Origin of the sequence: Sporosarcina sp. YIM B06819, from assembly GCF_033485175.1 — a bacterium.
Lineage (GTDB): Bacteria > Bacillota > Bacilli > Bacillales_A > Planococcaceae > Sporosarcina.
Window position 1 is genome coordinate 59241 of the sequence record NZ_JAWLIQ010000013.1, and the last position, 24632, is coordinate 83872.

Genomic DNA, 24632 nt, shown 5'->3' on the forward strand with positions numbered 1-24632 from the left:
AGAAACGGGTGATAACATATGGCAAATACGAATGTAGAAAGTAAAATTAGTTATCCATTTCCGGAGAATTTTTGGTGGGGGAGTGCGGCTTCTGGTCCTCAAACAGAAGGAGCAGCTCAAATGGATGGAAGAAAACCGAGTATGTGGGATTATTGGCACAGCATTGATCCAGAAAGTTTCCATAATGAAGTTGGACCCGAAAATACTTCTGATTTTTATCATCGCTACAAACAAGATATAGCACTCATGAAAAAAACGGGTCATAATTCATTCCGAACTTCGATTCAATGGTCACGGTTAATACCAGATGGTGTTGGGGAAGTGAATCAGCTAGCAGTTGATTTTTATGGGCGGGTTATTGATGAACTTATCGCCAATGATATCGAGCCATTTATCAATTTATATCATTTTGACATGCCGATGTGTATGCAGGAAAAAGGCGGGTGGGAAAGCCGGGAAGTGGTGGATGCATATGTGAATTTTGCCACAACCTGCTTCCGTTTGTTTGGAGACCGTGTGAAGTATTGGTTCACATTCAATGAACCGATTGTTCCTGTCGAAGCGAGTTATTTATATCAATGGCATTATCCGAAAATAGTCGATTTCAAACGCGGAGCGCAGGTAGCCCACAATACGATTGTTGCCCATGCTAAGGCGGTCGAGGCTTTTAAAAAAATGAAGGTAGACGGGGAAATCGGGATTATTCTTAACTTGACACCCTCTTATCCGAGAAGTGAAGACGTTGAAGATGTGAAGGCTGCCCATATTGCCGATTTAATTTTTAACCGTAGCTTCCTTGACCCGGTGACAAAGGGTGAATATCCAAAAGACTTAGTTGAGATTTTACGAGAGCGAAACATGCTCCCTACTATAGAAGTAGATGATTTAACAGTCATTAAAAATAATCCAATTGATTTGTTGGGCGTCAACTACTACCAGCCGCGTCGTGTAAAAGCGAAAGAAACACCGATTCCGGATGGGGAGGCATTTATGCCAGAGCATCTATTCGATCCTTATATTATGCCGGGCCGGAAAATCAATCCGCACCGTGGTTGGGAAATTTGTGAAGAAGTGATCTATGATATTATGGTCGATCTGCGTGATCATTATGGCAACCTTCCGTTTTTCATATCCGAGAATGGAATGGGTGTGGAAGGGGAAGAGAAGTTTCGCAATGCTGAAGGGTTCATTGAGGATGATTATAGGATTGAGTTTATCCAGGAACATTTGAAGTGGGTGCATAAAGGGCTTCAGGAAGGTGCCAATTGCCTTGGTTATCATTTATGGACATTTATGGATAACTGGTCCTGGGCCAATGCCTATAAAAATCGCTATGGATTAGTAGAAGTAGATTTACAAAAGGACTTAAAACGAACGGTAAAAAAATCGGGGAAATGGTATAAACAATTATCCGAAAACAATGGTTTTTAAGGCTAGGTAAAATTTTAGAGGCGGGGGAATGAAGGGTGAAAGCCTATATGGTATTCGATATTGGCGGGACTTACATAAAATATTCCGTCATGAACGAAGCGGCAGAAATGTTTGCAAGCGGAAAAGTTCCAACTCCTCAAGTTGGTTTGGAGAGTTTTCTGGAGGAGATTAGTGAAATTGTAAACGGGTTCAAGGCTTCGTTTGATATTAAGGGGATTGCCCTAAGTTCCCCAGGTGCCGTAAATACAAAGACCGGGATTATAGGCGGTGCAAGCGCAATTCCTTATATACATGGTGTCTGTATGACGGATCTAATACGAGAACGGACACGGCTTCCCGTAACCATTGAAAATGATGCCAATTGTGCTGCTTTGGCGGAGGGATGGATTGGCACAGCAAAAGATACGAATTATTACATTTGTATTGTCATAGGGACTGGAATTGGCGGAAGCATCGTTATGAATCAATCTATTTTGCGTGGGGCAAATCTGCATGGTGGAGAGTTTGGCTATATGATTTTGAACGACGCGAGCGGGGCATCAGGAAAAAAGGATCTTCAATCTATTTGGAGTCTAACGGCCTCTACCCGAGCACTCGTTACTGAAGTAGAAACGAAAAAATCACTGCCAACTGGGACATTAACTGGGGAAGAAGTATTTCATCTAGCCGAATCAAAAGATGTAGCTGCTCAAGAAAGTATTACGCAGTTTTATAAAAAACTAGCGATTGGCATTTACAATTTGCAATACTCGCTTGACCCTGAAAAAATTCTTATTGGCGGTGGGATTAGTAAACGCAAGGAAGTCATTGAGGGCATTAATGCTGAATTATCGTTATTAAAAGATGATACTTCAACGTTAACGATTGAAGTTGAAGCTTGTCAATTTGACAATGATGCAAATTTAATAGGAGCTTTGTTTCATTACCTAAAAGTCCATGAACCATCAATAATCTCATAATAGGGAGGCAGCTAACTATGTTTGGTGCGATTGAAGCTGGGGGAACAAAATTTGTTTGTGCGGTGGGTGATGAGAAAGGGAATATTATCGAGCGAATTTCGATTCCTACTACCGTACCGCAAGAAACGATGGCAGAGGTCATCGCTTTTTTTGAAAAATATCAACTAGATGCAATAGGTATCGGCTCATTTGGTCCAATTGATATTAATGAAGAGAGTCCAACTTATGGAATGATTACTTCTACGCCAAAATTACCGTGGCGAAACTATCATTTTGTGCAAGCGATGCAAGATGCTTTTTCAGTACCTATTGGTTTCAATACTGACGTGAATGCGGCAGCTCTCGGGGAATCTGTCAAAGGTGCTGCCAAAGGGCTGGATAGCTGCTTGTACATAACGGTTGGTACTGGAGTTGGAGCAGGTGCAGTCGTTCAAGGAAAGTTACTTCAAGGATTGTCACACCCAGAAATGGGCCATATACTTGTTAGACGCCATCCTGATGACAGTTATCAAGGTAAATGTCATTACCATGGCGATTGCTTGGAAGGTTTGGCGGCGGGTCCAGCGATTGAAGAACGTTGGGGCGAAAAAGGGATTGATTTGGTAGACAGGCAGGAAGTATGGGAATTGGAAGGCTATTACATCGCCCAAGCACTTATGCAGTACATTTTGATTCTTTCGCCCAAAAAGATTATTCTTGGCGGTGGCGTGATGCACCAGCAGCAAGTGTTTGAAGCAGTTTATAAATATTTACCGGAGCTTTTGGGAGGGTATGTTGAATTGCCAGAGCTATCCGAGTATATTGTTAGTCCTGGACTAGGAGATGACGCCGGGATTACGGGTTCGCTGTTGCTTGCTTATCAGGCATTTAATCAGGACTCTTCAAAAATCTGATGATTGCCTAGAACAGTCGTATTAAATAAGTTCAATCTGAGAATGAAGTTTTGTGATAGCCTCATTCCTTTATAGTAATAGCCCGTCATGCAAACATAATAGTTTGTGCGACGGGCATTTTAGTGTTTTTTTGACTTTCTTGGACATTACATCTAATGGAGCTAGGAAAGAGCGGACACTTTGAAAATTAAAGTGAATATAATAGTAATACAGGCCATAGATACCCAAGGCACTATCAAATCCTATTTCGAAAGTTTAAGCGTAGGACAGTGAATGCCAAGAAGACAGAATGTAGTTAGTCGATACAATGCTATTCATAATGTCCTTAACGATTGTGGTAATCGGTCTAACAATTAAATAAAAAAGGAGGGAACATTATGGATGCAGATAGACTAAAACAGTATGTTGCATTATTCGGAGGTTGGTTGTCAGCATTGCTTTTGTATTTAGGGACGCTTAACGTCAAATTTGAGTGGTTTGATCAGGACTCAATAACAGCACTTGAAACCTTGCTAATGGCCACAATACCGTTCGCTGTCGCTATGTATGGTGTATACAAAAATAGCTATCGATTAAGCAAAAAGGCAAAGGAGCAAGAGGAAACGTTAAAGAGACACGGGTTGAAGTAATTGTGAAAGGTACCGAGCCCTGAAACAATTTAATGCGAATTCAGAACCCTGCACCAGAAAGTAGTGCCAACGAGCGACTTCGGACTTGCAGATAATAACGGTAGTAAACCTTCCAGCGCTTGCTAGAGCTAAGCAGGCGCTCTTCGTTTTTTTTACTCATTAAACTCTCATTTTCCTCTCAGGTTGCTTTAATCTAGAAACGTTATTCTATAAATGTAGAACAGCTAAAAGAGATTTCAACAAAAAATGGAGGCTATTACTATGTTAACTAACATTCAAATTAAGAAAGCATTATTTCAAAATCAAATTCATGAAAGGTTTTCATTTTCGGTAAACTACCTCGGGAATGATTTTCAAGGACTCTATCATGAAGGTGTTATCAATTGGTTTAATCCACAGCCTTTAAATAAACTAGGGGTCAAGCAATTGCAACAAATTGAATCCAACGTTTTCGATAAAATGCATAAACTTCTTTCATAATTTCGATGTGCGATGCAAAAGAAAAAGTGATTAAAGCTGCTATACCATAATTAGTCAGGACGTGGATCTTTGCATTCATAAGGTACATGGCCTTGGACAGGAAGAAGAGTGCCCGAAGATACCATTTCGGGCACTCTTTTTCCTGTCCATCTTTATCAGACATGGAGGTTTGTAATATACTATAGAAGAAATTTTGACAAGCCTGGTAAGGATTTTTGAGACCACTTGAGAAAAAGGATTAGATTAAACATGATTTTAATATTTTCACCGATTGTACTGTTAGCATGCTTGGTTATTGCCTCCCTTGGCAACACGTCTTCCGTTACATTAGTCGAAGATTCTTTAAGCCAGATAGCAGGAAATATCGCAAAGCAAGCGGCTGGAATTTTCCACGAAGCCGATGCAGATCCAAGTCGTTATTCTAACTTTTGGTATGGCTACTACCATTTCAATCGAAAAATCTACAAGTAATACATGATTGGAATCTTATATAATTATACAGCAGACATGCGTGTCTTCCTTTTCGGGTATGTGGATTTATATGGGGGCGTAAACGTTGGAGAAATTCACGGTCACATTCACACGCTTCTCTACCCCTACGATAACAATCATCGTGTGCTTTGCAAGCGGCATCGACTTCATTGATAGGTGCGCCTGGACCATTACAACCGGGCCCGCACCAGTTATACCCTGGCAAGATGCAAAAACGAAGCCTTCCATTTCCTCTCTGTGACAAAATAATACCTCCCTTAAATTTCGCGAAAATGTGAACTTACAATAAGCTATTCAATTTTGCAAGAGGTTGTATAAACTACTACCTATGCGTTTAATAATCAAAAAAGCACCCGCTCTAAAACAACTTAAAGTTGTTGTTTTTAGAATCAGGTACTTTTTATTAATGAATCTTTAACCGGTTTAATTTTAAATAATATAAATATTCAAGCGTGTTGATTAACCAAAAATAACTTAATTAACTACTAGGCACTACGTGTACAGTTGCTTCTGGACCGCTTTGGATTGAACGACTTCTATACAATAACCGAGCTATTTTTATGCATAGGGATGCGACTGCGCCGCATCCCTATGCATTTTTTTCGGTAATCGTATTGTGGTCGTTCATCCGCAGCGCTCTAAAAACGCAGATACACGAAGTGATATTGCTTTTGGGGACGAGGGAATAGAGGGTTTCTGAACTAGAGAGGGCTGCCAAAGATACAATTTTGGTGGTAGAATCTTTTACCATGGTCTTCTCTATTTTTATTTTGAGAAGTGTCACATTTTAATAAAGCTTGCAAAAATAAAGTTGGAACACCTTTTACATAGTAAAAGAGTGCCCGAAATTGTATCTTCGGGCACTTACAATCTTTATAGAAAGTCATCTATTCTTTTCTTTCCAAGCAACTGCATTTTTTACTTAAGCATTGTAGGTATGCGATAGGCAACTATTCATAATATGATGACCGAAAAAAGTGCGGCTAGAAATGACGAAGTCGTTTCTAACCATGCTTACTCCTCGAGGGAGGAATGAACTGAAATTCCTCCTTGGTAAGTGTGTCTTGAATATTTCGCCGAAAGCGAGCCGGAAATCATTTAGAGAAAAAGATAGTTTTCAAGCCTTTGCTTACATGTAATTTTTTGCAAGTAAAAGGTTAATCAACAGACGTGATAATTATTGATTGTTGTCTATATATGCTTCAGAGGAAATGGCAGTAACTGTTTTTTTGTAGGTTTCTTTAATATCTTCGTCCTTAAGTAAAAATAAGCTAATCAGGTCAATCAAATAAAGAACGCTCAAATCTAAACCAGTAGATATATACCCGGTACGTAAAGGATGTATCGTCCATAAAACGCTTTCGGATAATTGGGTTAGTGGAGTATCGCCATATGCGGTAAATGAGACGACGGTAGCACCGTTACTTTTAGCTTCTTTTACAGAATGTAATAGATCTCTAGTCTGTCCGGAACGAGAAAATGCTAATAGTAAATCGCCTTCTTGGACTAGTGTACTTCTGATAATCATTAAGTGAGGATCGGTTACAGCTTCTGAAGCAAAGCCCATTCTACTTAAACGATAATTTAACTCTTGCGCAGCAAGACCTGAACTGCCTAAACCAAAGATATATAATTTCTTGCTGTTTTGAATTAGCTGCATGACTTCATCCAAAGCTTCTTTTCCACTAAGTCCTTGAATATCGTCTAAAATATCCTCATATTGTCGCTTTAATTTCGTGTCGACTTTTTCATTGCCTACTTGATATGCTTCCCGAGCTAACTTTATTTTCAATTCGACAAAGTTTTTACAAGCAACCTTTTTGCAAAACCTTGTAATTGTCGCTACTGAAACACTTGTCTTGTCAGCGATATCTTTAATATTACTTTGTGAAGCTTCAATCGGTGAAGAAAGAAAATAATCAGCTAAACCTCTTTCTTTTTCTGAGAAGGAGGAATATCTAGATTGAATCTCCTTCAATAGTGTAATCATGTATTACACTCCTTTGATCTCGTCTACAAACCTGCTAGTAATTTGTTGAGGTCTTGAAATAGCCCCTCCTACGACAACTGAGTGAGCGCCAAGTGACAACACTGTTTTTGCCATTTCAGGTGTAAGGATATTACCTTCAGCAATCACTGGAATGCGAATGTTATTTAATATGATTTTAATGAATTCAAAATCATTCTCATATAGTTTACATCCGCTTGTTTCGTTTGTATACCCATAAAGAGTAGTAGAAACACAGTCGAATCCTAAACGTTCGGCTACAAGTGCATCTTCTAAAGTAGAAATGTCGGCCATTAATTGGATATGAGGATGGTTCACTTTGACATATTCAACAAGAGTTATTAACTTCTCACCATGCGGACGCTGACGTAGCGTAGCATCCAAAGCAATCATTTCACAGCCCGATTCAATTAATTCATCGATTTCTTTTTTTGTAGCTGTGATAAAAATCTCACTATCAGGATAATCACGTTTCACAATCCCGACAACAGGTAAAGAAACTTCTTTTTTGATTGCTTGAATATCCTGCAATGAATTTGCGCGAATTCCGACAGCACCGCCAAGTTGGGCAGCGAGTGCCATTTTTGACATTATAAATGAACTGTGAAGAGGCTCATTCTCAAGGGCCTGGCATGAAGCAACCAGCCCATTTTTTATTTTATTTAACATACTTATTCACCCACAATTTCTGTGATTTCATTTTTAATGATTGTAACATGTGGACCATAAATGACTTGGACACCTTTACCTTTTACTATGACACCTTTTGCCCCTGTCTCTTTCAATAAAGCTTCATCTACTTTAGCTGGATCATTGACGCTAATACGCAAGCGAGTAGCACAGCAGTCAACAGCTGTTAAGTTATCAGCACCGCCTAGGGCTGTAATAATTGTCTCGGCACGATCACTCGAATTATCCATTGTTTTTGTTGGAGATTGGTCTGCGTCTTCACGTCCAGGTGTTTTGAAATTAAACTTCTTAATAAAGAATGTGAATAGGAAGTAATACACAAAGAACCATGGGATACCGATAAGTGGGACGATTAACCAGTTGGTCTTATCGTTACCTTGTAAAATTCCGAATAGAACAAAGTCGATAAATCCACCTGAAAATGTTTGCCCGATTGTAATTTGGAAGATATGAGCCATCATGAAGGCTAGCCCATCCAAAAATGCATGCAAAACATAAAGTAACGGGGCAATGAATAAGAATGAGAACTCAATTGGTTCTGTGATTCCTGTTAAGAATGATGTAAGGGCAGCAGATCCCATTAAACCTGCAACAATTTTTTTATTCTCTGGTTTTGCTGTGCGATAAATCGCGTAAGCTGCTCCAAGAAGACCAAACATCATTGTAATAAAGCGTCCGGACATGAAGCGTGATGTTCCTTCATAGAACTTTTCAACAGTAGGATCAGCAAGTTGTGCAAAGAAGATTCGTTGTGTTCCCTCAACAAGTTGTCCATCGATAATAAGTGAACCGCCTAAACTAGTGGTCCAAAAAGGCATATAGAATATATGATGAAGACCGAACGGTCCTAATAAACGTAGCACAAATCCATAAATAAATGTTCCAATGTAACCAGTTGCTTCTACCAATCCACCCATTTTAAAAATACCAGCTTGAACAAATGGCCAGACTAAGAACATCAATACGCCAAGGAAAATGGATGCGAATGCAGAAATAATCGGAACAAATCGTGATCCGCTAAAGAAACCTAAAAACGGTGGAAGTTGTTTCTTGTTGTAACGATTATGAAGAAGAGCGACTAAAACACCAACCATTACCCCACCAAAGACTCCTGTTTCTAAGGTGTGAATACCAAGTACTAAACCTTGTCCGACAGACGCTGGATTATCAACATTGAGAATGCCTGTGATGGACAATAATGCAGAGACCGTTGAATTCATGACAAGGAAACCTAGCATTCCTGCCAGCCCAGCAGTTCCTTTATCACTTTTGGCTAAACCAACCGCAACACCTATCGCAAACAATAAAGCAAGGTTAGCGAAGATAACGCTACCAGCACTTGACATAATGGTGAAAATTGACTGTAACCAAGACACATCCAAGAATGGATAAGCTTTTATTGTATTGGGGTTAGATAAAGCACCGCCAATTCCCAACAGTAAACCTGCTGCAGGTAAGACAGCAATTGGCAACATAAATGATTTACCGAATTGTTGAGCCTTCTCGAAGAAACTATTCATCATTTGTACCTCCTGTTTGTAAATTATTTTCATGTTTATTATAAAAAAAAGAATCTATAAATGCAAGAAGAATTTAAGCGTTTTCAAATGTTATTCGGATAATATTGAGTATTCCACTCTTTAGCGATCATTATTCTTGATAGTAGAAAAGATCGCACTCATTGAGATATAAATTGCGTTTTCACAGAAGCTCACTGCCATTGTATTGGGCTTTTTGCTAGTTTCCAGGGGAGTGTCATTCATCTTTAATAAATCAGAAAAATAAAATACCATTTGACAAATGAGAATGATAACCGTTATCATTACAACTGTATTGAAAATCATTCTCAATCGTCTAATTGAGAATGATATTACACAGACATATACGGAGGGGTACAATATGAGAAAGTTTTATATGTTTTTATTAGTAGCAGTTCTTGCCTTGCTGACGGCATGTGCAGCGGATGATTCACAAGAGAAAGAAGTAAATCCGAAAGAAAATGCAACGGGGCCAGTAGAGGAAAAGACTGCTAGTTATAGCTTGGAAAACGATGGTGTGGACAAAGCAGAACTTGCTGAGGCTATTAGTCAATTTCCAGCAGAGGTGCCGGAGCGTATTATTTCGACATCAGTGCCATTAACAGAGATGTTGCATTTACTTGGGATTACACCGGTTGGGGTACCGACTTCAACAAACCCGATTCCAGCAGACTTTGATGCAATTGATCGTATTGGCTCACCTATGCAACCCGATCTTGAAGTAGTTACAAATCTTTCACCAGATGTGATTCTCGGGGCAGAATCACTTCGTAGTACATTGGATAAAAATTTAGAAGGCATCGATTTACAAACCGCATATTTACCAACAGATTCATTTGAAGACTTAAAACTTAGCTTTAAAGCATTAGGCACTTATTTCAATAAAACTGAGGAAATGAATGCGGTACTTAGTTCGTTATTGGACAAAGAAAACGATTTGATTGAACAAGCAAAGGGCAAGGAATTGCCAAGTGTAATGCTGATGATTGGCACGTCCGATTCGTTCATGGTGATGAGTGAAAGGTCATACTTAGGAAGCTTGGTGAACAGACTAGGCGCGGATAATATTGCAACTTCTGTAATGAAGGTATCTGAAACGTATTCACCAATTAACATGGAGGATTTGGTTGTTGCAGATCCGGATATTATTCTTGTGTTGGCTTCAGGTGATCATGGTGCATCAGAAGACATGTTTAAGAAAGAAGTAGAGAGTAATGATACGTGGACGAAACTGTCTGCTTATCAAAATGACCGCATTGAAATTCTTGATTATAATGTCTTTGGTGTTACATCTATTAAAAACGCAGAGCAAGCACTCACACAAATCGCAAACTATTTTTATGAATAACAGAGGGGCTATTATGACATGAAGAAATCTAGAAGTGGTGTCATTGTCCTTATCACATTTTTGTTGGTGATTGTTGCTGCAGTGATTGCCATTGGCTTAGGCAGTGTGACCATAGCAGTTCCAGAAATCATCCAAACATTATTCAGTTCGGCATCTAGTACGGTGAATGACACGATTATATGGAATATCCGCTTACCACGTGTACTATTGGCGATGATTATTGGTGCCAATATCGCCATTTCGGGGGCGCTATTGCAGGCTGTTATGGGTAATCCATTGGCGGATCCGGGCTTAACAGGTGTAACAAGTGGAGCTGCAGTTTGTGTGCTCATTATTATGCTGGCAGCACCTGAGTACACACAATTCATCCCCATCGCGGCTTTTGTCGGTGGACTTATTGCAGCAACGATTGTCTACTCGTTGGCATGGAGAAGAAATGGTATTTCACCCATTACAATTATTTTATCGGGCGTTGCGGTGAATGCATTATGTGGCGGCGGTATTGGTTATTTGTCCATTATGTATAGTGATCGTTTGCCTGCTGCTGTCCAATGGCTGAATGGTAGTTTGGCGGCAAAAGGTAATAACGCTTTGTGGATGGTTTTCCCGTATGCGGTTGTGGGTTGGATTTTATCCATCTTTGTGATACGTAAGGCTAATGTCATTCGCATGGGAGATCAAGTGGCATCGAATCTTGGAGAGAACGTTACTAAAATTCGTATACTGTTATCTATACTTGCTGTTTTCCTGGCGGCTATCTCCGTAGCGGCAATTGGCATGATTGGCTTTGTCGGTCTTGTCGTGCCACATATGGCTAGATTGTTAGTAGGTTCTAATTATAAATATTTATTGCCAATGAGTATGGCACTTGGGGCTCTTGTGTTATTGCTGGCGGATACGGGAGGACGAACGTTGTTTGCACCACTTGAAATTCCCGCTGGTATCTTGATGGCTGTCATAGGAGGACCTTATTTCCTATACCTAATGAGAAGGAGTGCATTCTAAGATGTTTACGGTAGAGTCGATTTCCATTCGATATGAGCAAAAAAATGTCATTCGTAACTTCTCTTTTACGGTTAATCCAGGAGAAATTGTTTCGATTATCGGGCCAAATGGTTCGGGAAAATCGACATTGCTGAAGGCTGTGGCGCGGCATATTCCGTATTATGAGGGTTCGGTGGAATTGGAAGGCACCAATTTGAAGGCAATGAGTCCGAAACAAGTCGCGCGTAAAATGTGCATGCTTAGTCAGAAAAACCAAGCACCGAGTGATATGACGGTTATCGATTTGATTGCTTATGGCAGGTATCCCCATAAAAAATGGTTTGAGAAATTAAACGATGAGGATCGAGAAATCATTCAGTGGGCACTTGAAAAAACACATTTGACAGCTTATCAGGATCGCACAGTCGCTTCGTTATCAGGTGGAGAATCGCAGCGTGCTTGGATTGCCATGGCACTTGCACAACGTCCGAAGATTTTATTGTTGGATGAACCGACGACTTACCTCGATATATCTCATCAGCATGAAGTGTTGGAGCTAATCAGAGAGTTAAATCGTGATATGGGCATGACAATCGTTATGGTACTGCATGATCTCAATCAGGCATCCCGTTATAGCGATAATATTGTCGTCGTTCAAGCTGGCGAGAAGGCCCTGTGTGGCAAGCCGAACCAGGTCATGACAACTGATATGATTCGACAAGTCTATCGGATGGATGCAGAAATACAATACATATTGTCCGAGCAAAAGCCTCGAATTCATTTGTTGAGCACTGCTAGATAGGCTTATTAACTTAGAAAAAATGGAGGAGTACAACGATGACAAAAGTGATCGATTTAGAAAAAAACAAAGAGAAATACTTACAGTTTGTAGAGAGCCGTAAAAATTTGATTTTGAATTTATTAGATGATGAAGGCAAGCCATTTACTAGCTGTGCACCTTTTATAAAAAAAGATGGCAAGCTCTATATCTATATTAGCCAGATTGCTGACCACTATCGCTTTATGGAGAACAACGACTTTGTTGATGCATTGCTAGTTGCGGACGAGTCGGCAACGAACAATCCATTTGCGACAGAGCGGGTACGTTGGAGTTGTACGCCGAAGAATATCGGCAACGATGGGCAGGAGGAGATTTTTGAACAGTTTAATACCCAATTTGGTGCTAAATTGCTAGATGTTCTGCGAGGCTTAGACTTTTCGTTGTTTGAATTGACACCTTTGAAAGGGCGCTATGTCGTTGGCTTCGGGATGGCGTTTGACTTGGATCTTGACGGAACTATCTTCACGCATGTTGTGGTAGATAAAAAGAAGACTGTTGAAGCGTAAAATAGCAGAAGGAGCTCATGTAATATGACATATTCTACAGTACTACCTATTTGGAATGCGGCGCGACAACGATTTCTCAAAACAGCACAGGCGTTAACAGCTGAAGATTTAAGCTTACGATTAGGTCAATCTTCGATTGGATACTTGCTTCATCATACAGCGGAGGCGGAGTATATGTTTGCCGAATGGTTTTTCGGTAAAATGCTACCGACAGAGGGGATTGCGAAGCCGTCTTTGACGAGTATTGAACAACTGATTGACCTGCTAATTGCTTCGAACGACCATCTACTGTCAGCTATGGAAGAGCTAACAGAAGAACAATGGCATACTAGTGTAGAGTCACGGATGGGGCAGTCGACACCTTTAGAGGCGATTGGAAGATTAATGTACCATACGGGGATTCATGCAGGACAAATTTCGCTCATCCAAAAAAATGGACAGAGCCAAACCGAACAAGGTTAAAATGCTTTAATATTAAACTATTTATTTATTATGTAAAACACCTATTTCTTAACAAGAGAAGGGTGTTTTTTTGCTTTGCGTAAAGAAATAAAAGGTGAATAAAACAAGTTCCTACTATTAAAGGGAAGTGGTTAATTGTGCTTTTATAAAAGTGAAAACGTATATAAGTTATAAAATAAATATAAATTTATTTTTTAATAAAATAACTAAAGGGTGTGATATGCTTTATGACCAATATAACCCTGTTATATGAACGATTTGTGACGCGTTTGTGGTGAACACTTTGTGACGTGAGCCTTTGATAATTGTTTTCGCTATTTTATTATATTAAGATGAAATCTGAACCAAGGGATTTCCCTATAACAACACTTTTTGAATATCATTTCTATTCGTATAGAACATAAGGAAGGGGTATATCCATGAAAATGAAATGGACTTTTTTAGGTTTAATGATTGGTCTTCTTGCCATGTTAGCAGGCTGTGAGCCGGTCATGGTATTAGATCCAAAAGGGCCACAAGCCCAAACAATTGCTGACACTATTTGGATATCGATTGCAACGATGGCATTTGTTGTTGTTGTTGTGTTTGGTATGTTGGCATACATCTTAGTGAAATATCGCGCTTCGAAACAAAGTGAAGACTATGAACCCCCGCATATTGAAGGCAATTCAATTGTAGAAGCGATTATTGTTGGGATTCCGGTTTTAATTATTGTCTTCCTTTCTATTGTCACCGTTAAATCAACATATGCAGTTGAGACGACTCCCAAAGGCTATGAGGATCAAAAGCCATTGGTTGTATATGCATCTTCTTCGGATTGGAAATGGCATTTTAGCTATCCAGAAGAAAATATTGAAACGGTGAACTATTTGTATATCCCGACAGATCGACCGTTGGAATTTAGGTTGTACTCTTACGGACCGATTACGAGCTTCTGGATTCCGCAACTAGGTGGACAAAAATATGCAATGTCAGACATGGTAACGACATTACATTTGGCAGCCGATGTTCCAGGTGAATATATGGGAAGAAACTCAAACTTTAGTGGAAAAGGTTTCGCAGAAAATATTTTTGAAGTAGAAGCAATGTCGGCTAAAGAATTTGATAAATGGGTGGAGGAAGTGCAAGAAAAGGCTACCCCTATTACTGAAGACAAGTTTGAGGAATTATTAGAACCAGGACACCTGGGACGATTAACGTTCAGTGGAACTCATTTGGAATTCTCACCTGCTCCAGAAGGACATGAAGGTGGTCATCATCATGAGAAAGAAACCTCTGATGAACCAAGTCATGAACATCATGAATAATTAGTTTGACGCTAACTAGCAAGGTTGGTTGAATAGTTGTATAAATTTAAGCGTGGATGCCCCTAACATGTGGGTATCTACGTGCATTATAACTAATTCAAAAGGATTTGTTGTTCTGACATTCTTTTCAAAAATCAAGAATTTAATTATCTGAAAGGAGTTCTAAAAGTATGGATTACTTTGATCGATTTGCCATACCTCATCCAAGTCCAGCGATTTACGCATCAATGGTGGCCATTGGTCTTACTGTGATTGCGATTCTCCTGGGATTAACATATTTTAAAAAATGGAGTTACTTATGGCGTGAATGGTTGACGACAGTTGACCATAAAAAAATTGGTATTATGTATCTAATTGCTGCACTGCTAATGCTATTCCGTGGTGGAGTAGACGCACTAATGATGCGAGCACAAACAGCTGTACCTGATAACACGCTATTAGATGCTCAGCATTATAATGAGGTCTTTACGACTCACGGGGTTGTTATGATTATCTTTATGGCGATGCCATTTATCTATGCCCTGATGAATTTTGTTGTTCCGTTACAAATTGGAGCGCGGGATGTAGCGTTTCCTCGTTTGAACGCACTTAGTTTTTGGTTGTTCTTTATGGGGGCAATGCTATTTAATATCTCATTCGTTATTGGTGGTTCACCTGACGCTGGTTGGACTTCGTATTTCCCACTTGCAGGCAATGACTTTAGCCAATCCGTAGGAACGAACTATTATCTACTATCGATTCAGATTGCCGGTATTGGTACATTAATCTCTGGTATTAACTTCATAGCGACAATTTGGAGCATGAGAGCACCTGGCATGAAATTGATGAAAATGCCTATGTTCACATGGACAGCTTTGATCACGAATGCGATTGTCGTGTTCGCATTCCCGGTCTTAACTGTGACGTTGCTGTTAGGGACGATGGATCGTCTATTTGGCACTCACATCTTTTCAATGACCAATGGTGGAATGGATATGCTCTGGGCGAACCTTTTCTGGGTTTGGGGACATCCTGAAGTATATATTCTTGTGTTACCAGCATTCGGTATATACAGTGAGATTATTTCTACCTTCTCGAGTCGTAATCTTTACGGTTATAAATCAATGGTCGCTTCGATCGTTATTATTTCGTTCTTCTCATTCTTGGTTTGGATGCACCATTTCTTTACGATGGGGCAAGGCCCACTGTCAAATAGTATTTTCTCGATTACGACAATGGCCATTGCGATTCCAACGGGAATTAAGATATTTAACTGGCTGCTGACAATGCGGAAAGGGAAAATTCGATTTACTGTACCTATGCTTTATACAGTAGGGTTCATTCCAATTTTCACAATCGGTGGGGTGACCGGGGTTATGCTTGGTATGGCCAGTGCCGACTATCAATACCATAATACGATGTTCTTGGTCGCGCATTTCCACTACACAATTATTCCTGGGGTTGTATTCGCGATGTTGGCGGGTCTTACGTACTGGTGGCCAAAAATGTTTGGCTACATGCTTAGTGAAAAAATCGGAAAATGGTCATTCTGGCTTATTGCGATTGGCTTTAATACCACATTCTTCCCGATGTTCTTCACTGGTTTGGATGGACAAGCACGTAGGATGTACACTTACTCTGAGGCATCTGGTTATGGTCCACTTAACTTGCTTTCCTTTGCTGGAGCGGTCGTACTAGCGATTGGATTTGCAACACTCGTCTACAACGTCTATTACAGCACGCGTTACGCTTCACGAGATATCAGCTCAGATCCGTGGAATGCACGTACGCTTGAATGGGCGACACATAGTCCGGTTCCATCTTATAACTTTGCTAGAACACCCCAAGTGGATTCTATTGAAGCGTTCTGGGATCATAAGAAGGAAGGTAAACCGTTATTCAAGGATAAGATCGAGAAAATTCATATGCCGAATAACAGTGGTATGCCTTTTATCATCAGTTGTATTTTCTTTGTATGGGGCTTCTCATTCATCTTTAGTATGTGGATCCCAGTAATCATCACGACCATTGCGATTTTCGCATGCCTAGCGCATCGTTCATTTGAAAAGGATGATGGTTACTATATTTCTGTGCAAGAAGTTGAAGAAACTGAAAAAGATTGCGAGGTGTTAGCTGATGAAAATAGATAATTCACTTCCTCTTGAATATAAAACAGAACAAAATAGGTTGAATATTTTAGGATTCTGGATTTTCCTGGGCGCTGAAGTGATGCTTTTTGCAACGCTTTTTGCAACCTATTTCACGCTGCAACATCGTACGGGAAATGGACCATCTGGAGCAGAGATTTTTGAAATCACTCCGGTGCTCATAGAGACAATCTTACTGTTAACGAGTAGTTTTACGATTGGTCTTGGTGTACATGCCATGCGTATCGGTAAAAAGAAAGCGATGATGTCATTCTTTGCAATTACATTGTTGCTCGGTCTAGCATTTCTTGGTGTTGAAATTTATGAGTTTACCCATTACACACATATTGGAGCAGGTCTTCAAGTGAGTGCCTTCACTGGTATCCTAATGACAACATTAGGGACACATGGAGCACACGTTACACTCGGTCTGTTCTGGGGATTATTCATCATTTTACAAGTGAAAAAACAGGGCTTGACGCCTAAAACGGCCAATAAAGCCTTCATCTTTTCACTGTACTGGCATTTCTTGGATGTTGTCTGGATTTTTATTTTCAGCTTCGTCTATTTGAAAGGAATGATGTAATATGAGCGAATTATTCCCGCGTAAACAGGTAATGGGCTTTGTCTTTTCGATGGTGTTAACAGCCGCTGCACTGACAGTCTATTTTCTAGATGTGTCATTTGCAGTAGGCATGACAATTCTGTTAGTTACTGCATTCGTACAAGCCGCAGTTCAGCTCGTCGTCTTCATGCATGCTGGTGAGACAGAGGATAAACAAGTGATTTACATGAATATCTACTATGCGGTTGCCATAGCCCTTGTTACCGTCTTCGGTACACTACTAATTATGGTTTGGGATATGTAATGTTAGCAATGAAAAAGGAGTGCCATTTGGCACTCCTTTTTCATTGCACGACACGTATTCCTTTATCCGTTTTATCCTGCATTTCTTCAGTTGCGACAAAAAATACCCCCATAAGAAAGATGAAGATAGCCCCCATAATTGTACCGATCCCGATCCCCGTGATTGCACTGTAGTTGCTAATAAAAAAGCCGTATAAAAAAATAGAAATTCCGATGGTAAGTATTGTCCCGCCGGTATATTTAATGATGTTAAGCATAGCTTGTTTAGATTCCATTTTAACCACTCCCTTACCGCTATTATCACCAATGTTCACAAAGTTGTCAAATTTATTTTGGGAATAGATTTCATCCAACCTTTAGATTCGGTATTTTGAATACGGGGTAGTTAAGTAGGGGGCGTATTAATTATGAATGATTAAAAAGATCTCTAGTGCGAGTGAGTACACGCACTAGAGATCTTTGCTTAGTTCTACTTAGCAATACCAATTCTAAATGTTACTTTGTATTTACATTTGTGGAATAATACAAAGCTCTTTTCATAAAAAGGTTTTTGGACATTCTTTTTTCGAGATTGGTAGCCATGCCCTAATTTATATTGGCTAACTTCCTGTTGCAAGTCAACCATCCGTTGTTTTACATAGTCTTGATTAGTTGTATACATGATTTTTCTCCTTAAGGAGAAGTCCAATTAGATTATTAAGGTGTGGCTAGCACCGTTTCTGTTAGCCTTTTTTCACCTAAATTGTGTTGTGACGACTCCGATTTATTTTTACTTGTTAAATTAGTTGTTTGCTTATCTTTCGATTGCGTTATGATCATTTAATTCTCCTCCTTCAATTTTTTTTACGATTACACTGATAGATTCACATTAGCCAACTGGGGATATCCGTTCCCCAATTGACACTATCCACTTTCGAGAGATTCCTTTTTTAATAACTTTCTTTGCTGTTCCATGTTCATCATCACCAGCACTCCTTTTCTTATTATTGTGTTTATATATACAACACGCAATGCGTGAAAACACCAAACTTTCGCAGAGCATTTATCTGAATTCAGATAAATGCACACAAAAAAGCACACGCTTCTTTACATAAGCGTGTGCTCATAGGAAAAGAACGGCAGTCCGCGCCGTTCCGTATTAATTATTTACAGAAAAATAATTAGCGGTTGGGCACGGAATTACTATACAGTTATGTTTTACAGTTACAAATGTAGTCATCTTCCGCACCTCCATTTCTAATTTGAATTTCTAGCTACTTTAGGATATCATTACCTCTTTCTGAATGTCAACACTTTTCTAAAGAATGGGCTATTAATTATTTGGAAAAGTGATTTTAATCACAATTCAGTTATGTGTGTAATGGTAAAATTTGAATATCTATAGAAGGAAAATAGATTGAGGGTGATTACTTTGAAAAGCTTACGTTCAAAAATTTTATCATTAGTACTATCAATGGTTTTATTATGTACACTTTTAATGTCTATTTTTGGTTATTTTATTAATTATAAATCTGTAGTGGATGAGGTAGGAATCGAACTGATTGGCTGTGCAAATGTTGCAACGTTAGTTGTCGATTGGCAAGATGTTGAAGCGCTGAAAAACAATCCGCAAGACGATCAAGCCTTACAAGTCCTTGAAAAGGGGATAACATCATTTATCAATAAAAAAACATGGTTTAAAGATGCTTTTATTTTAACGGTGGATGATGGTAAAGCTACTTTGTTAGCGGTAGATGAACGATTAAAAGCACAGGGCTATCAAGCGGGGGATAGCTACCACTATGACGAGGCTATTGATAGGGCCATTGAAGCAACAAATAGTATGCAACACCAGATGCCTATGTACTCCGAGGTTTACAACTTTGAAAATAGTAAAAGAATGTCAGGTTATTCGCCTATCCTAAATGATAAAAATGAAATTATAGCATTCATGGGGGTGGATTATCATGGTGAAGTCGTAGCGAATCGTACATGGCCACGAGTATGGATTATTGTAAAGGTCGGTGCTGGTGTGTTCGTATTAGCTACTATACTAACATTATTTGTTGCAAATAGAATTGTGCGTCCGCTAGTGCAATTAAGAAATCAAGCTGAAACCTTTGCAAGTGGTGATTTAACGATTCCAATTGATACGTATATGAAAGATGAGATTGGACAACTGGCCAATAGTTTTGAAAAAATGCGTCAAAGTTTGTTGACTATTTTATTACAAGTAAAGAGTTCCTCTAAACAATTATCGGAGTCCTCTAAATTACTGGCAGATCATTCAGAGGGGCATACAAATACAACGGGTATGATTGCTAAATCGTCATTGGAACTGGCGGTTGAATCAGAGAAACAGGTAGAAGAAACGGTAGTCATATCAAAAGCAATTGACGATCTTGAAACTGGTATGGAAAAAGTGAAGGAAAATGCATTTGATGCGAAAGTACAATCAGAGAAATCCATTCAATTTGCAAGGCAAGGAAAAAATGATATGGCTGTGATGGCTAAACAAATGGGCGCCACGAGCAGAAGTATTGAAAATGCGTTGGCGAAGTTTGAAATGCTGACTGTGAAGTCGAAAACAACTGTGGACGTTATTTCAACAATCTTAACCATTTCTAAGCAAACAAATCTATTAGCGTTGAACGCGAATATTGAGGCGGCAAGAGCTGGGGAACAAGGAAAAAGTTTTGCGATTGTGGCAACAGAGGTGAGAGGGCTTGCAGATCAGTCAAAACAGGCAGCTGATAACATAAAAATCATTTTAGAAGAAATTCAGCTTTACATAAAGGAAGCATATTATGCCTTACGTGATGGCATCGAGCAATTTGATATTGGTAAAGATTTAGTACAGCAATCTGGGCATTCGTTTGAAACGATTTATGCAGCGATTGAGGAAGTATTTGAGAAATTAAATTCTACTTCAAAAGTTGTATTTAGTAGTACACAATTAGTCACTCAGATTCATGGAAGCATAGAAAACGTAACGAAAGGAACGGGGCATGTTGCGGCATTGTCCGAGGAATTATCTACCGCGAGCGAAGTACAAGCTACGATGATTTATCAGGAATTACAATCTGTGAGAAAATTATTTACACTTGCCGAACAGCTCCAATCCACTGTTCAACAATTTAAAATTGACTAGGAAAGTATATTTCTTGTTGTGCGAGAAATATACAGGGCACCCCAACAACTAAAGCAGTGATGCTGTGGAAATCACTACTTTCACATGAATAAAACAACTGGGAAATAATTTTAAATTAGTGATATACATCACAGAATAATTTTTACTACAACTTTATACTAATGACTATAAGATGAGTGGGGTTGAAGGTATTCTTTGTCTCATCTTATAGATTGACCACACAATTTGAAATTCTAGGAGGAGTAATTGATGAGTGAATACGCAGCAACAGTAAGGGTTCCAGAATATCCACCACATCTTAAGCATAAAACGATTTTTGAAACGTTCAATAGCTTAAAGCCATCTGAGGCGATGTTGATTGTCAATGACCATGACCCGATTCCTTTACGTTTTCAATTCGATTCCATGCATGAAGGAAAATATAAATGGGAATATATCGAACAAGGCCCTGATACATTCCAAGTGAAAATCGAAAAAATATAGAATGTCTGGAGTTGATTGCGATGGCAAAAGTTAACGTTATCGATGACAGGACACTCAAGATTGAACTGTCCTTGGAAGATGCAATTACGATGGTGCAACAAGCCGCTGGAGAAGTAGCCCGATTTGCGGGTGAAATCATTACCATTTTTGAGGAGATGCCGAAGTTTAACTATACACATTATTGCTTTTATGCATTTGATGATACAGCACAATTATTTGAAAATTTACTTGGGATTGACCCGAAGCAATATAAGACATTTTCCTTGGATGCGCCAGATGCATTCTTCTACTCTTTATATGGGGGAATGGCTAGTTTATATGAAGAAGCAAAAAAGTCTGTATCATAGGAAACTACTATTTTGTAGGAGATGATTCATTGTGAATCAGCAAATAACGAAAATCGTAGAACTAGATGTTCGTCCTCATTTAACAAAAAAGATTGAGCCTTTCCAGTTAATCATGGACACAGTGAAGGAATTAAACGTAGAGGACATTTTTGTACTCCATGCGACATTTAAGCCAACCCCTTTGTTAGGCGTTTTGAAGATGAAGGGCTTTGTCAATAAGGTAGAGCGTAAAGAAAAAGATCATTGGGTAGTATCTTTTGTCAATAAAAAGTATAAGCATCTCCTTGATATAGAAGACGAGTTAATTTCTTCAGCTAAGCCTTCTGATGGAGAAGTCCTGGTGAGTGAGCCTAAAACGATATCACTTGATAATCGGGGATTGGAGCCGCCGCAGCCAATGATGCGGACGTTAGCTGCTTTAGACCGCAGTCATCCGGGTGATCAGGTGAACATTCACAATGATAGAGTCCCCGTTTTTTTGATTGAAGAATTGAATCGATTGGGTTGTCCTTTTACTGTGGATGAACAGTCTGATGGCTCGGTAAAAGTAGCCATTCGTAAGGTGTAAGGGGGGAGGACAATGTTTCGTCTCCCATTTCTCTTTATTATTACGGGGATGATTAGTTTTTTGCTGTTTCACGGAGCCTCAATTTTTGCGCTATTCGATTGGCTTCAGCAGGATTTGCGGGGGCCAAGTGGCTGGTTTTATACCCATGTATTCGTCCTTGGGTGGGCTACGATGTTGGCGATGGGGGCTGTCTATCAACTTATTAATGTTATTTTGCAGTCAACCATTTACAGCAAACGGCTTGGTTACGCACACTATGCCTGTTTCACAGTAGGCCTTAGTGGCTTGTTATATGGTTTTGTAACAATGAAAACGATGTATATCGCTGCCTTTGCGACATTTGCTTTTATTGGAATACTTCTTTTTGCAGTTAATATTGGTGTTACGTTATGGCGTGCAAACAAATGGGATGCCATTACGATTAGTGCGGCTTGTGCAGTCCTTTACTTAGTGCTAACAGGGCTAATGGGCATGTGGATGGGCGTCAATTTCTATACAGGAAATCGAGCGCAACTTCATGAACACCTATTGAGGGCTCATATTTGGTTGGGGACAATTGGTTGGTTTGGCATGCTGATTACCGGATTCAGTTATAAAATGCTACCGATGTTTTATTTGGCACATCATTATCCGACGAAATTACAATGGGCAACTTTGATCACTTGGAATAGTGCGGTGATGTTCGGGGCAATATCTTTTTTGTTAGGGGGAGGTTTTTGGTTAACATGGTTGGCACTCCTACTAGTGATGATTGCACTCATTTTTTATACTATCCATCTACTTCGAATCAAAAAATATCGGATAAAGCTTAATCCAGGCTACGGCATTCTATGGTCAGTCTATGCGGCGCAATTTTTGCTGCTTTTTGTAGGGGGCATGTTGCTATTCACATTAGTATTTCCAGCTCAATTATTGCATCCGCAATTCGTGCTGTTAGCAGGCTGGGTTTATCTTGGCGGTTGGGTGTCGTTTACGATTCTTTGCTATATGTCGAAAATTATTCCGTTTTTGTGGTGGACGCATAAATATGGCAAGCTGGCGGGGAGACCTGGGACACCGTTAATGGCGGATTTATTGGATGATAAGAAAGTACGTATGGGCGTAATTGTGATTGCGCTATGTCTGTTCGTATTATTCACAGCCATTGTTATCGATAGTAAAAGCTTCATCGCGATGGCTGCCTTGATTTTATCAATTTCTTCCGTTCTCTATATGATTTTGATTGGCCGTGTGTTTAGACAGTAAAAAACGAAGAAGGAATGAGCGCAATGGATATGATTGAACGTATTCGTGAGTTACTCAAGCTTGTTTATGATCCGGAGTTAGGGATTAGCATCGTCGACCTAGGTCTAGTCTATGACATTCAATACGAGGCTGATAAAGTGTACATCAAAATGACGTTAACAACTCTAGGGTGTCCGATGCACGATATGATTACGGGTGGGGTTGATTTTATATTGAAAGATCGCCTTGACATAACTGACGTAGAAGTCGATGTTGTGTGGGAACCGAAGTGGTCACCGGATATGATTTCGGATGAAGGTAAGAAAACATTAAGTTACTTTTAGGGACATGTAAGTAATCGATTGTTATATAGTTCATTCTAAAAAGGATGTGTGGGTCAATGATTGAGCTTATTGCAACAGCTGAATCAGTAGAGCAGGGGAAATCGTTGCTAAGTGTGGGCATCGATACGTTGTACATAGGGGAAGATGAATTCGGTTTGCGTTTGCCGAGTTCTTTTTCGCGTGAAGAAATTGAAGAAATGACCTGTTTTGCCCATCAACAGCATAAGCGGATATGTGTTGCTGTAAATGCTTTAATGCATAATGATCGAATAGAAAAAATTATACCTTATTTAATGTTTTTGCAGTCGATTGGTGTGGATGCCATGACAGTAGGTGATCCTGGCGTCATACATTTGTTAAAAAAACATTGTATTGATGTACCGTTCATCTATGATGCACAAACAATGGTGACAAGCGCAAGGCAAGTAAACTTTTGGGCGCAGCGTGGGGCGGTAGGTGCTGTTGTTGCAAGAGAGTTACCTTATGCGGAGTTAGCATCAATTGCACAACAAGTGATTGTTCCTGTTGAAGTGCTCGTTTACGGAGCAACTTGTATTCAACAATCGAAACGGTCATTAGTCGAGAACTATTTTAGCTTTACCCATCAAGATGGACAACAACAGCCGCTTTTTATCTCAGAGCCTAAAAAAGATAACACGCATTACTCGATTTATGAAGATTGTAATGGCACACATATTTTTGCTACGAATGATGTGAATTTATTGCCACTGCTAGACAAATTGGTTGCTACAGGTTTAACGCAGTGGAAATTAGACGGTATTTTTACAAAAGGACAACCGTTTGTGGACATTGCTAGTTTGTTTGTGGAGGCGAGACGGGCATTTGCGGAGCAACGTTGGACGGAAGAAGTGAGGGAACAGTTAAACAATCGACTTTTGGCTTTACATCCTCATGAAAGATCAGTAGACGAAGGATTCTTTTTGAAGGAGCCGAATGATGTCAAATAGGGAGGA

The 24632-nt window shown here is 39.5% G+C and carries 29 protein-coding genes; 22 read left to right on the forward strand and 7 right to left on the reverse strand.

Annotation, left to right across the window (positions count from 1 at the left end):
* Positions 1-45: 45 nt before the first annotated feature.
* The 6 genes from R2B72_RS10310 (at position 46) to R2B72_RS10335 (ending at position 4863) form a co-directional block, all read left to right on the forward strand.
* Positions 46-1431, forward strand: a complete 1386-nt coding sequence (locus R2B72_RS10310; RefSeq protein WP_318616518.1) for a glycoside hydrolase family 1 protein — start codon at positions 46-48, stop codon at positions 1429-1431.
* Positions 1432-1466: 35 nt separating this feature from the next.
* On the forward strand, positions 1467-2390 hold the full coding sequence (locus R2B72_RS10315; protein ID WP_318616429.1) for an ROK family protein: 924 nt from the start codon (positions 1467-1469) through the stop codon (positions 2388-2390).
* A gap of 17 nt (positions 2391-2407) precedes the next feature.
* Entirely contained in the window at positions 2408-3283 is an 876-nt protein-coding gene (locus tag R2B72_RS10320; RefSeq protein WP_318616430.1) for an ROK family protein, read from the forward strand.
* Between the two features lie 377 nt (positions 3284-3660).
* Positions 3661-3912, forward strand: coding sequence for a phage holin (locus R2B72_RS10325; RefSeq protein ID WP_318616431.1), 252 nt, complete (start codon positions 3661-3663; stop codon positions 3910-3912).
* A 261-nt stretch (positions 3913-4173) separates the two neighbouring features.
* Complete coding sequence (locus R2B72_RS10330) at positions 4174-4392, forward strand: hypothetical protein (RefSeq protein ID WP_318616432.1); 219 nt, start codon at positions 4174-4176, stop codon at positions 4390-4392.
* 249 nt (positions 4393-4641) lie between these two features.
* Positions 4642-4863 (forward strand): hypothetical protein, encoded by a 222-nt coding sequence (locus R2B72_RS10335; RefSeq protein WP_318616433.1) that lies wholly within the window; start codon positions 4642-4644, stop codon positions 4861-4863.
* Here R2B72_RS10335 and R2B72_RS10340 read toward each other — a convergent pair.
* From R2B72_RS10340 to R2B72_RS10355, 4 genes are all read right to left on the reverse strand, one after another.
* Entirely contained in the window at positions 4841-5128 is a 288-nt protein-coding gene (locus tag R2B72_RS10340) for a phospholipase (RefSeq protein ID WP_318616434.1), read from the reverse strand. The two genes, R2B72_RS10335 and R2B72_RS10340, sit on opposite strands and share 23 nt — an antisense overlap.
* 933 nt (positions 5129-6061) lie before the next feature.
* Complete coding sequence (locus tag R2B72_RS10345) at positions 6062-6874, reverse strand: MurR/RpiR family transcriptional regulator (protein ID WP_318616435.1); 813 nt, start codon at positions 6872-6874, stop codon at positions 6062-6064.
* 3 nt (positions 6875-6877) lie between these two features.
* Positions 6878-7561: an N-acetylmannosamine-6-phosphate 2-epimerase gene (locus tag R2B72_RS10350; protein WP_318616436.1), complete on the reverse strand. Its 684-nt coding sequence runs from the start codon at positions 7559-7561 to the stop codon at positions 6878-6880.
* Between the two features lie 2 nt (positions 7562-7563).
* Positions 7564-9102, reverse strand: coding sequence for a PTS transporter subunit EIIC (locus R2B72_RS10355; protein ID WP_318616437.1), 1539 nt, complete (start codon positions 9100-9102; stop codon positions 7564-7566).
* 379 nt (positions 9103-9481) lie between these two features.
* Here R2B72_RS10355 and R2B72_RS10360 point away from each other — a divergent pair, with 379 nt between their 5' ends.
* The 9 genes from R2B72_RS10360 to qoxD all read left to right on the forward strand — a co-directional run bounded on the left by R2B72_RS10360 (position 9482) and on the right by qoxD (position 17563).
* Positions 9482-10468: an ABC transporter substrate-binding protein gene (locus R2B72_RS10360; protein WP_318616438.1), complete on the forward strand. Its 987-nt coding sequence runs from the start codon at positions 9482-9484 to the stop codon at positions 10466-10468.
* An 18-nt stretch (positions 10469-10486) separates the two neighbouring features.
* Positions 10487-11473, forward strand: a complete 987-nt coding sequence (locus R2B72_RS10365) for an iron ABC transporter permease (RefSeq protein ID WP_318616439.1) — start codon at positions 10487-10489, stop codon at positions 11471-11473.
* Position 11474: 1 nt separating this feature from the next.
* Complete coding sequence (locus R2B72_RS10370; protein ID WP_318616440.1) at positions 11475-12254, forward strand: ABC transporter ATP-binding protein; 780 nt, start codon at positions 11475-11477, stop codon at positions 12252-12254.
* Between the two features lie 35 nt (positions 12255-12289).
* Complete coding sequence (locus tag R2B72_RS10375; protein WP_318616441.1) at positions 12290-12799, forward strand: heme iron utilization protein; 510 nt, start codon at positions 12290-12292, stop codon at positions 12797-12799.
* Between the two features lie 24 nt (positions 12800-12823).
* Positions 12824-13261, forward strand: a complete 438-nt coding sequence (locus R2B72_RS10380; protein WP_318616443.1) for a DinB family protein — start codon at positions 12824-12826, stop codon at positions 13259-13261.
* 419 nt (positions 13262-13680) lie between these two features.
* Positions 13681-14568, forward strand: a complete 888-nt coding sequence (qoxA, locus tag R2B72_RS10385; protein WP_318616445.1) for a cytochrome aa3 quinol oxidase subunit II — start codon at positions 13681-13683, stop codon at positions 14566-14568.
* A 170-nt stretch (positions 14569-14738) separates the two neighbouring features.
* Positions 14739-16697 carry a cytochrome aa3 quinol oxidase subunit I gene (gene qoxB / locus R2B72_RS10390; RefSeq protein ID WP_318616446.1) on the forward strand — a complete coding sequence of 653 codons (1959 nt, stop codon included), beginning with the start codon at positions 14739-14741 and terminating at the stop codon, positions 16695-16697.
* Positions 16684-17280 (forward strand): cytochrome aa3 quinol oxidase subunit III, encoded by a 597-nt coding sequence (qoxC, locus tag R2B72_RS10395; protein ID WP_318616447.1) that lies wholly within the window; start codon positions 16684-16686, stop codon positions 17278-17280. Before qoxB ends, qoxC begins: the two co-directional genes overlap by 14 nt.
* A gap of 1 nt (position 17281) precedes the next feature.
* Positions 17282-17563: a cytochrome aa3 quinol oxidase subunit IV gene (gene qoxD / locus R2B72_RS10400; RefSeq protein ID WP_318616448.1), complete on the forward strand. Its 282-nt coding sequence runs from the start codon at positions 17282-17284 to the stop codon at positions 17561-17563.
* A 40-nt stretch (positions 17564-17603) separates the two neighbouring features.
* Here the strand turns inward: qoxD and R2B72_RS10405 are convergent, their stop codons facing one another.
* From R2B72_RS10405 to R2B72_RS10415, 3 genes are all read right to left on the reverse strand, one after another.
* The gene (locus tag R2B72_RS10405; protein ID WP_318616449.1) at positions 17604-17837 is read right to left on the reverse strand and encodes a hypothetical protein; all 234 of its coding nucleotides are present in this window, start codon (positions 17835-17837) and stop codon (positions 17604-17606) included.
* 194 nt (positions 17838-18031) lie between these two features.
* On the reverse strand, positions 18032-18223 hold the full coding sequence (locus tag R2B72_RS10410) for a hypothetical protein (protein ID WP_318616450.1): 192 nt from the start codon (positions 18221-18223) through the stop codon (positions 18032-18034).
* Between the two features lie 35 nt (positions 18224-18258).
* Positions 18259-18381 carry a hypothetical protein gene (locus R2B72_RS10415; RefSeq protein ID WP_318616451.1) on the reverse strand — a complete coding sequence of 41 codons (123 nt, stop codon included), beginning with the start codon at positions 18379-18381 and terminating at the stop codon, positions 18259-18261.
* Positions 18382-18973: 592 nt separating this feature from the next.
* On the opposite strand from R2B72_RS10415, the gene R2B72_RS10420 reads away from it, so the two are divergent.
* The 7 genes from R2B72_RS10420 (at position 18974) to R2B72_RS10450 (ending at position 24626) form a co-directional block, all read left to right on the forward strand.
* The gene (locus R2B72_RS10420; RefSeq protein ID WP_318616452.1) at positions 18974-20692 is read left to right on the forward strand and encodes a methyl-accepting chemotaxis protein; all 1719 of its coding nucleotides are present in this window, start codon (positions 18974-18976) and stop codon (positions 20690-20692) included.
* A gap of 249 nt (positions 20693-20941) precedes the next feature.
* Positions 20942-21175, forward strand: coding sequence for a DUF2249 domain-containing protein (locus R2B72_RS10425; RefSeq protein WP_318616453.1), 234 nt, complete (start codon positions 20942-20944; stop codon positions 21173-21175).
* Between the two features lie 20 nt (positions 21176-21195).
* The gene (locus tag R2B72_RS10430; protein ID WP_318616454.1) at positions 21196-21522 is read left to right on the forward strand and encodes a hypothetical protein; all 327 of its coding nucleotides are present in this window, start codon (positions 21196-21198) and stop codon (positions 21520-21522) included.
* A gap of 31 nt (positions 21523-21553) precedes the next feature.
* Complete coding sequence (locus R2B72_RS10435) at positions 21554-22090, forward strand: DUF2249 domain-containing protein (RefSeq protein ID WP_318616455.1); 537 nt, start codon at positions 21554-21556, stop codon at positions 22088-22090.
* 12 nt (positions 22091-22102) lie between these two features.
* Positions 22103-23335: a hypothetical protein gene (locus R2B72_RS10440; RefSeq protein ID WP_318616456.1), complete on the forward strand. Its 1233-nt coding sequence runs from the start codon at positions 22103-22105 to the stop codon at positions 23333-23335.
* Positions 23336-23358: 23 nt separating this feature from the next.
* Positions 23359-23658, forward strand: a complete 300-nt coding sequence (locus tag R2B72_RS10445) for a metal-sulfur cluster assembly factor (RefSeq protein WP_318616457.1) — start codon at positions 23359-23361, stop codon at positions 23656-23658.
* A 56-nt stretch (positions 23659-23714) separates the two neighbouring features.
* The gene (locus tag R2B72_RS10450; protein ID WP_318616458.1) at positions 23715-24626 is read left to right on the forward strand and encodes a peptidase U32 family protein; all 912 of its coding nucleotides are present in this window, start codon (positions 23715-23717) and stop codon (positions 24624-24626) included.
* Positions 24627-24632: the final 6 nt, after the last annotated feature.

Bases quoted from the DNA above. Each gene is read 5' to 3' on its own strand.
- qoxD (WP_318616448.1), top strand. From the start codon at position 17,282: ATGAGCGAATTATTCCCGCGTAAACAGGTAATGGGCTTTGTCTTTTCG.
- R2B72_RS10445 (WP_318616457.1), top strand. From the start codon at position 23,359: ATGGATATGATTGAACGTATTCGTGAGTTACTCAAGCTTGTTTATGAT.
- R2B72_RS10365 (WP_318616439.1), top strand. From the start codon at position 10,487: ATGAAGAAATCTAGAAGTGGTGTCATTGTCCTTATCACATTTTTGTTG.
- R2B72_RS10350 (WP_318616436.1), bottom strand. From the start codon at position 7,561: ATGTTAAATAAAATAAAAAATGGGCTGGTTGCTTCATGCCAGGCCCTT.
- qoxB (WP_318616446.1), top strand. From the start codon at position 14,739: ATGGATTACTTTGATCGATTTGCCATACCTCATCCAAGTCCAGCGATT.
- R2B72_RS10440 (WP_318616456.1), top strand. From the start codon at position 22,103: ATGTTTCGTCTCCCATTTCTCTTTATTATTACGGGGATGATTAGTTTT.
- R2B72_RS10425 (WP_318616453.1), top strand. From the start codon at position 20,942: ATGAGTGAATACGCAGCAACAGTAAGGGTTCCAGAATATCCACCACAT.
- R2B72_RS10415 (WP_318616451.1), bottom strand. From the start codon at position 18,381: ATGATCATAACGCAATCGAAAGATAAGCAAACAACTAATTTAACAAGT.
- R2B72_RS10320 (WP_318616430.1), top strand. From the start codon at position 2,408: ATGTTTGGTGCGATTGAAGCTGGGGGAACAAAATTTGTTTGTGCGGTG.
- R2B72_RS10375 (WP_318616441.1), top strand. From the start codon at position 12,290: ATGACAAAAGTGATCGATTTAGAAAAAAACAAAGAGAAATACTTACAG.
- R2B72_RS10330 (WP_318616432.1), top strand. From the start codon at position 4,174: ATGTTAACTAACATTCAAATTAAGAAAGCATTATTTCAAAATCAAATT.
- R2B72_RS10410 (WP_318616450.1), bottom strand. From the start codon at position 18,223: ATGTATACAACTAATCAAGACTATGTAAAACAACGGATGGTTGACTTG.
- R2B72_RS10450 (WP_318616458.1), top strand. From the start codon at position 23,715: ATGATTGAGCTTATTGCAACAGCTGAATCAGTAGAGCAGGGGAAATCG.
- R2B72_RS10325 (WP_318616431.1), top strand. From the start codon at position 3,661: ATGGATGCAGATAGACTAAAACAGTATGTTGCATTATTCGGAGGTTGG.
- R2B72_RS10370 (WP_318616440.1), top strand. From the start codon at position 11,475: ATGTTTACGGTAGAGTCGATTTCCATTCGATATGAGCAAAAAAATGTC.
- qoxC (WP_318616447.1), top strand. From the start codon at position 16,684: ATGAAAATAGATAATTCACTTCCTCTTGAATATAAAACAGAACAAAAT.
- R2B72_RS10405 (WP_318616449.1), bottom strand. From the start codon at position 17,837: ATGGAATCTAAACAAGCTATGCTTAACATCATTAAATATACCGGCGGG.
- R2B72_RS10380 (WP_318616443.1), top strand. From the start codon at position 12,824: ATGACATATTCTACAGTACTACCTATTTGGAATGCGGCGCGACAACGA.
- R2B72_RS10360 (WP_318616438.1), top strand. From the start codon at position 9,482: ATGAGAAAGTTTTATATGTTTTTATTAGTAGCAGTTCTTGCCTTGCTG.
- R2B72_RS10355 (WP_318616437.1), bottom strand. From the start codon at position 9,102: ATGAATAGTTTCTTCGAGAAGGCTCAACAATTCGGTAAATCATTTATG.
- R2B72_RS10345 (WP_318616435.1), bottom strand. From the start codon at position 6,874: ATGATTACACTATTGAAGGAGATTCAATCTAGATATTCCTCCTTCTCA.
- R2B72_RS10335 (WP_318616433.1), top strand. From the start codon at position 4,642: ATGATTTTAATATTTTCACCGATTGTACTGTTAGCATGCTTGGTTATT.
- R2B72_RS10430 (WP_318616454.1), top strand. From the start codon at position 21,196: ATGGCAAAAGTTAACGTTATCGATGACAGGACACTCAAGATTGAACTG.
- qoxA (WP_318616445.1), top strand. From the start codon at position 13,681: ATGAAAATGAAATGGACTTTTTTAGGTTTAATGATTGGTCTTCTTGCC.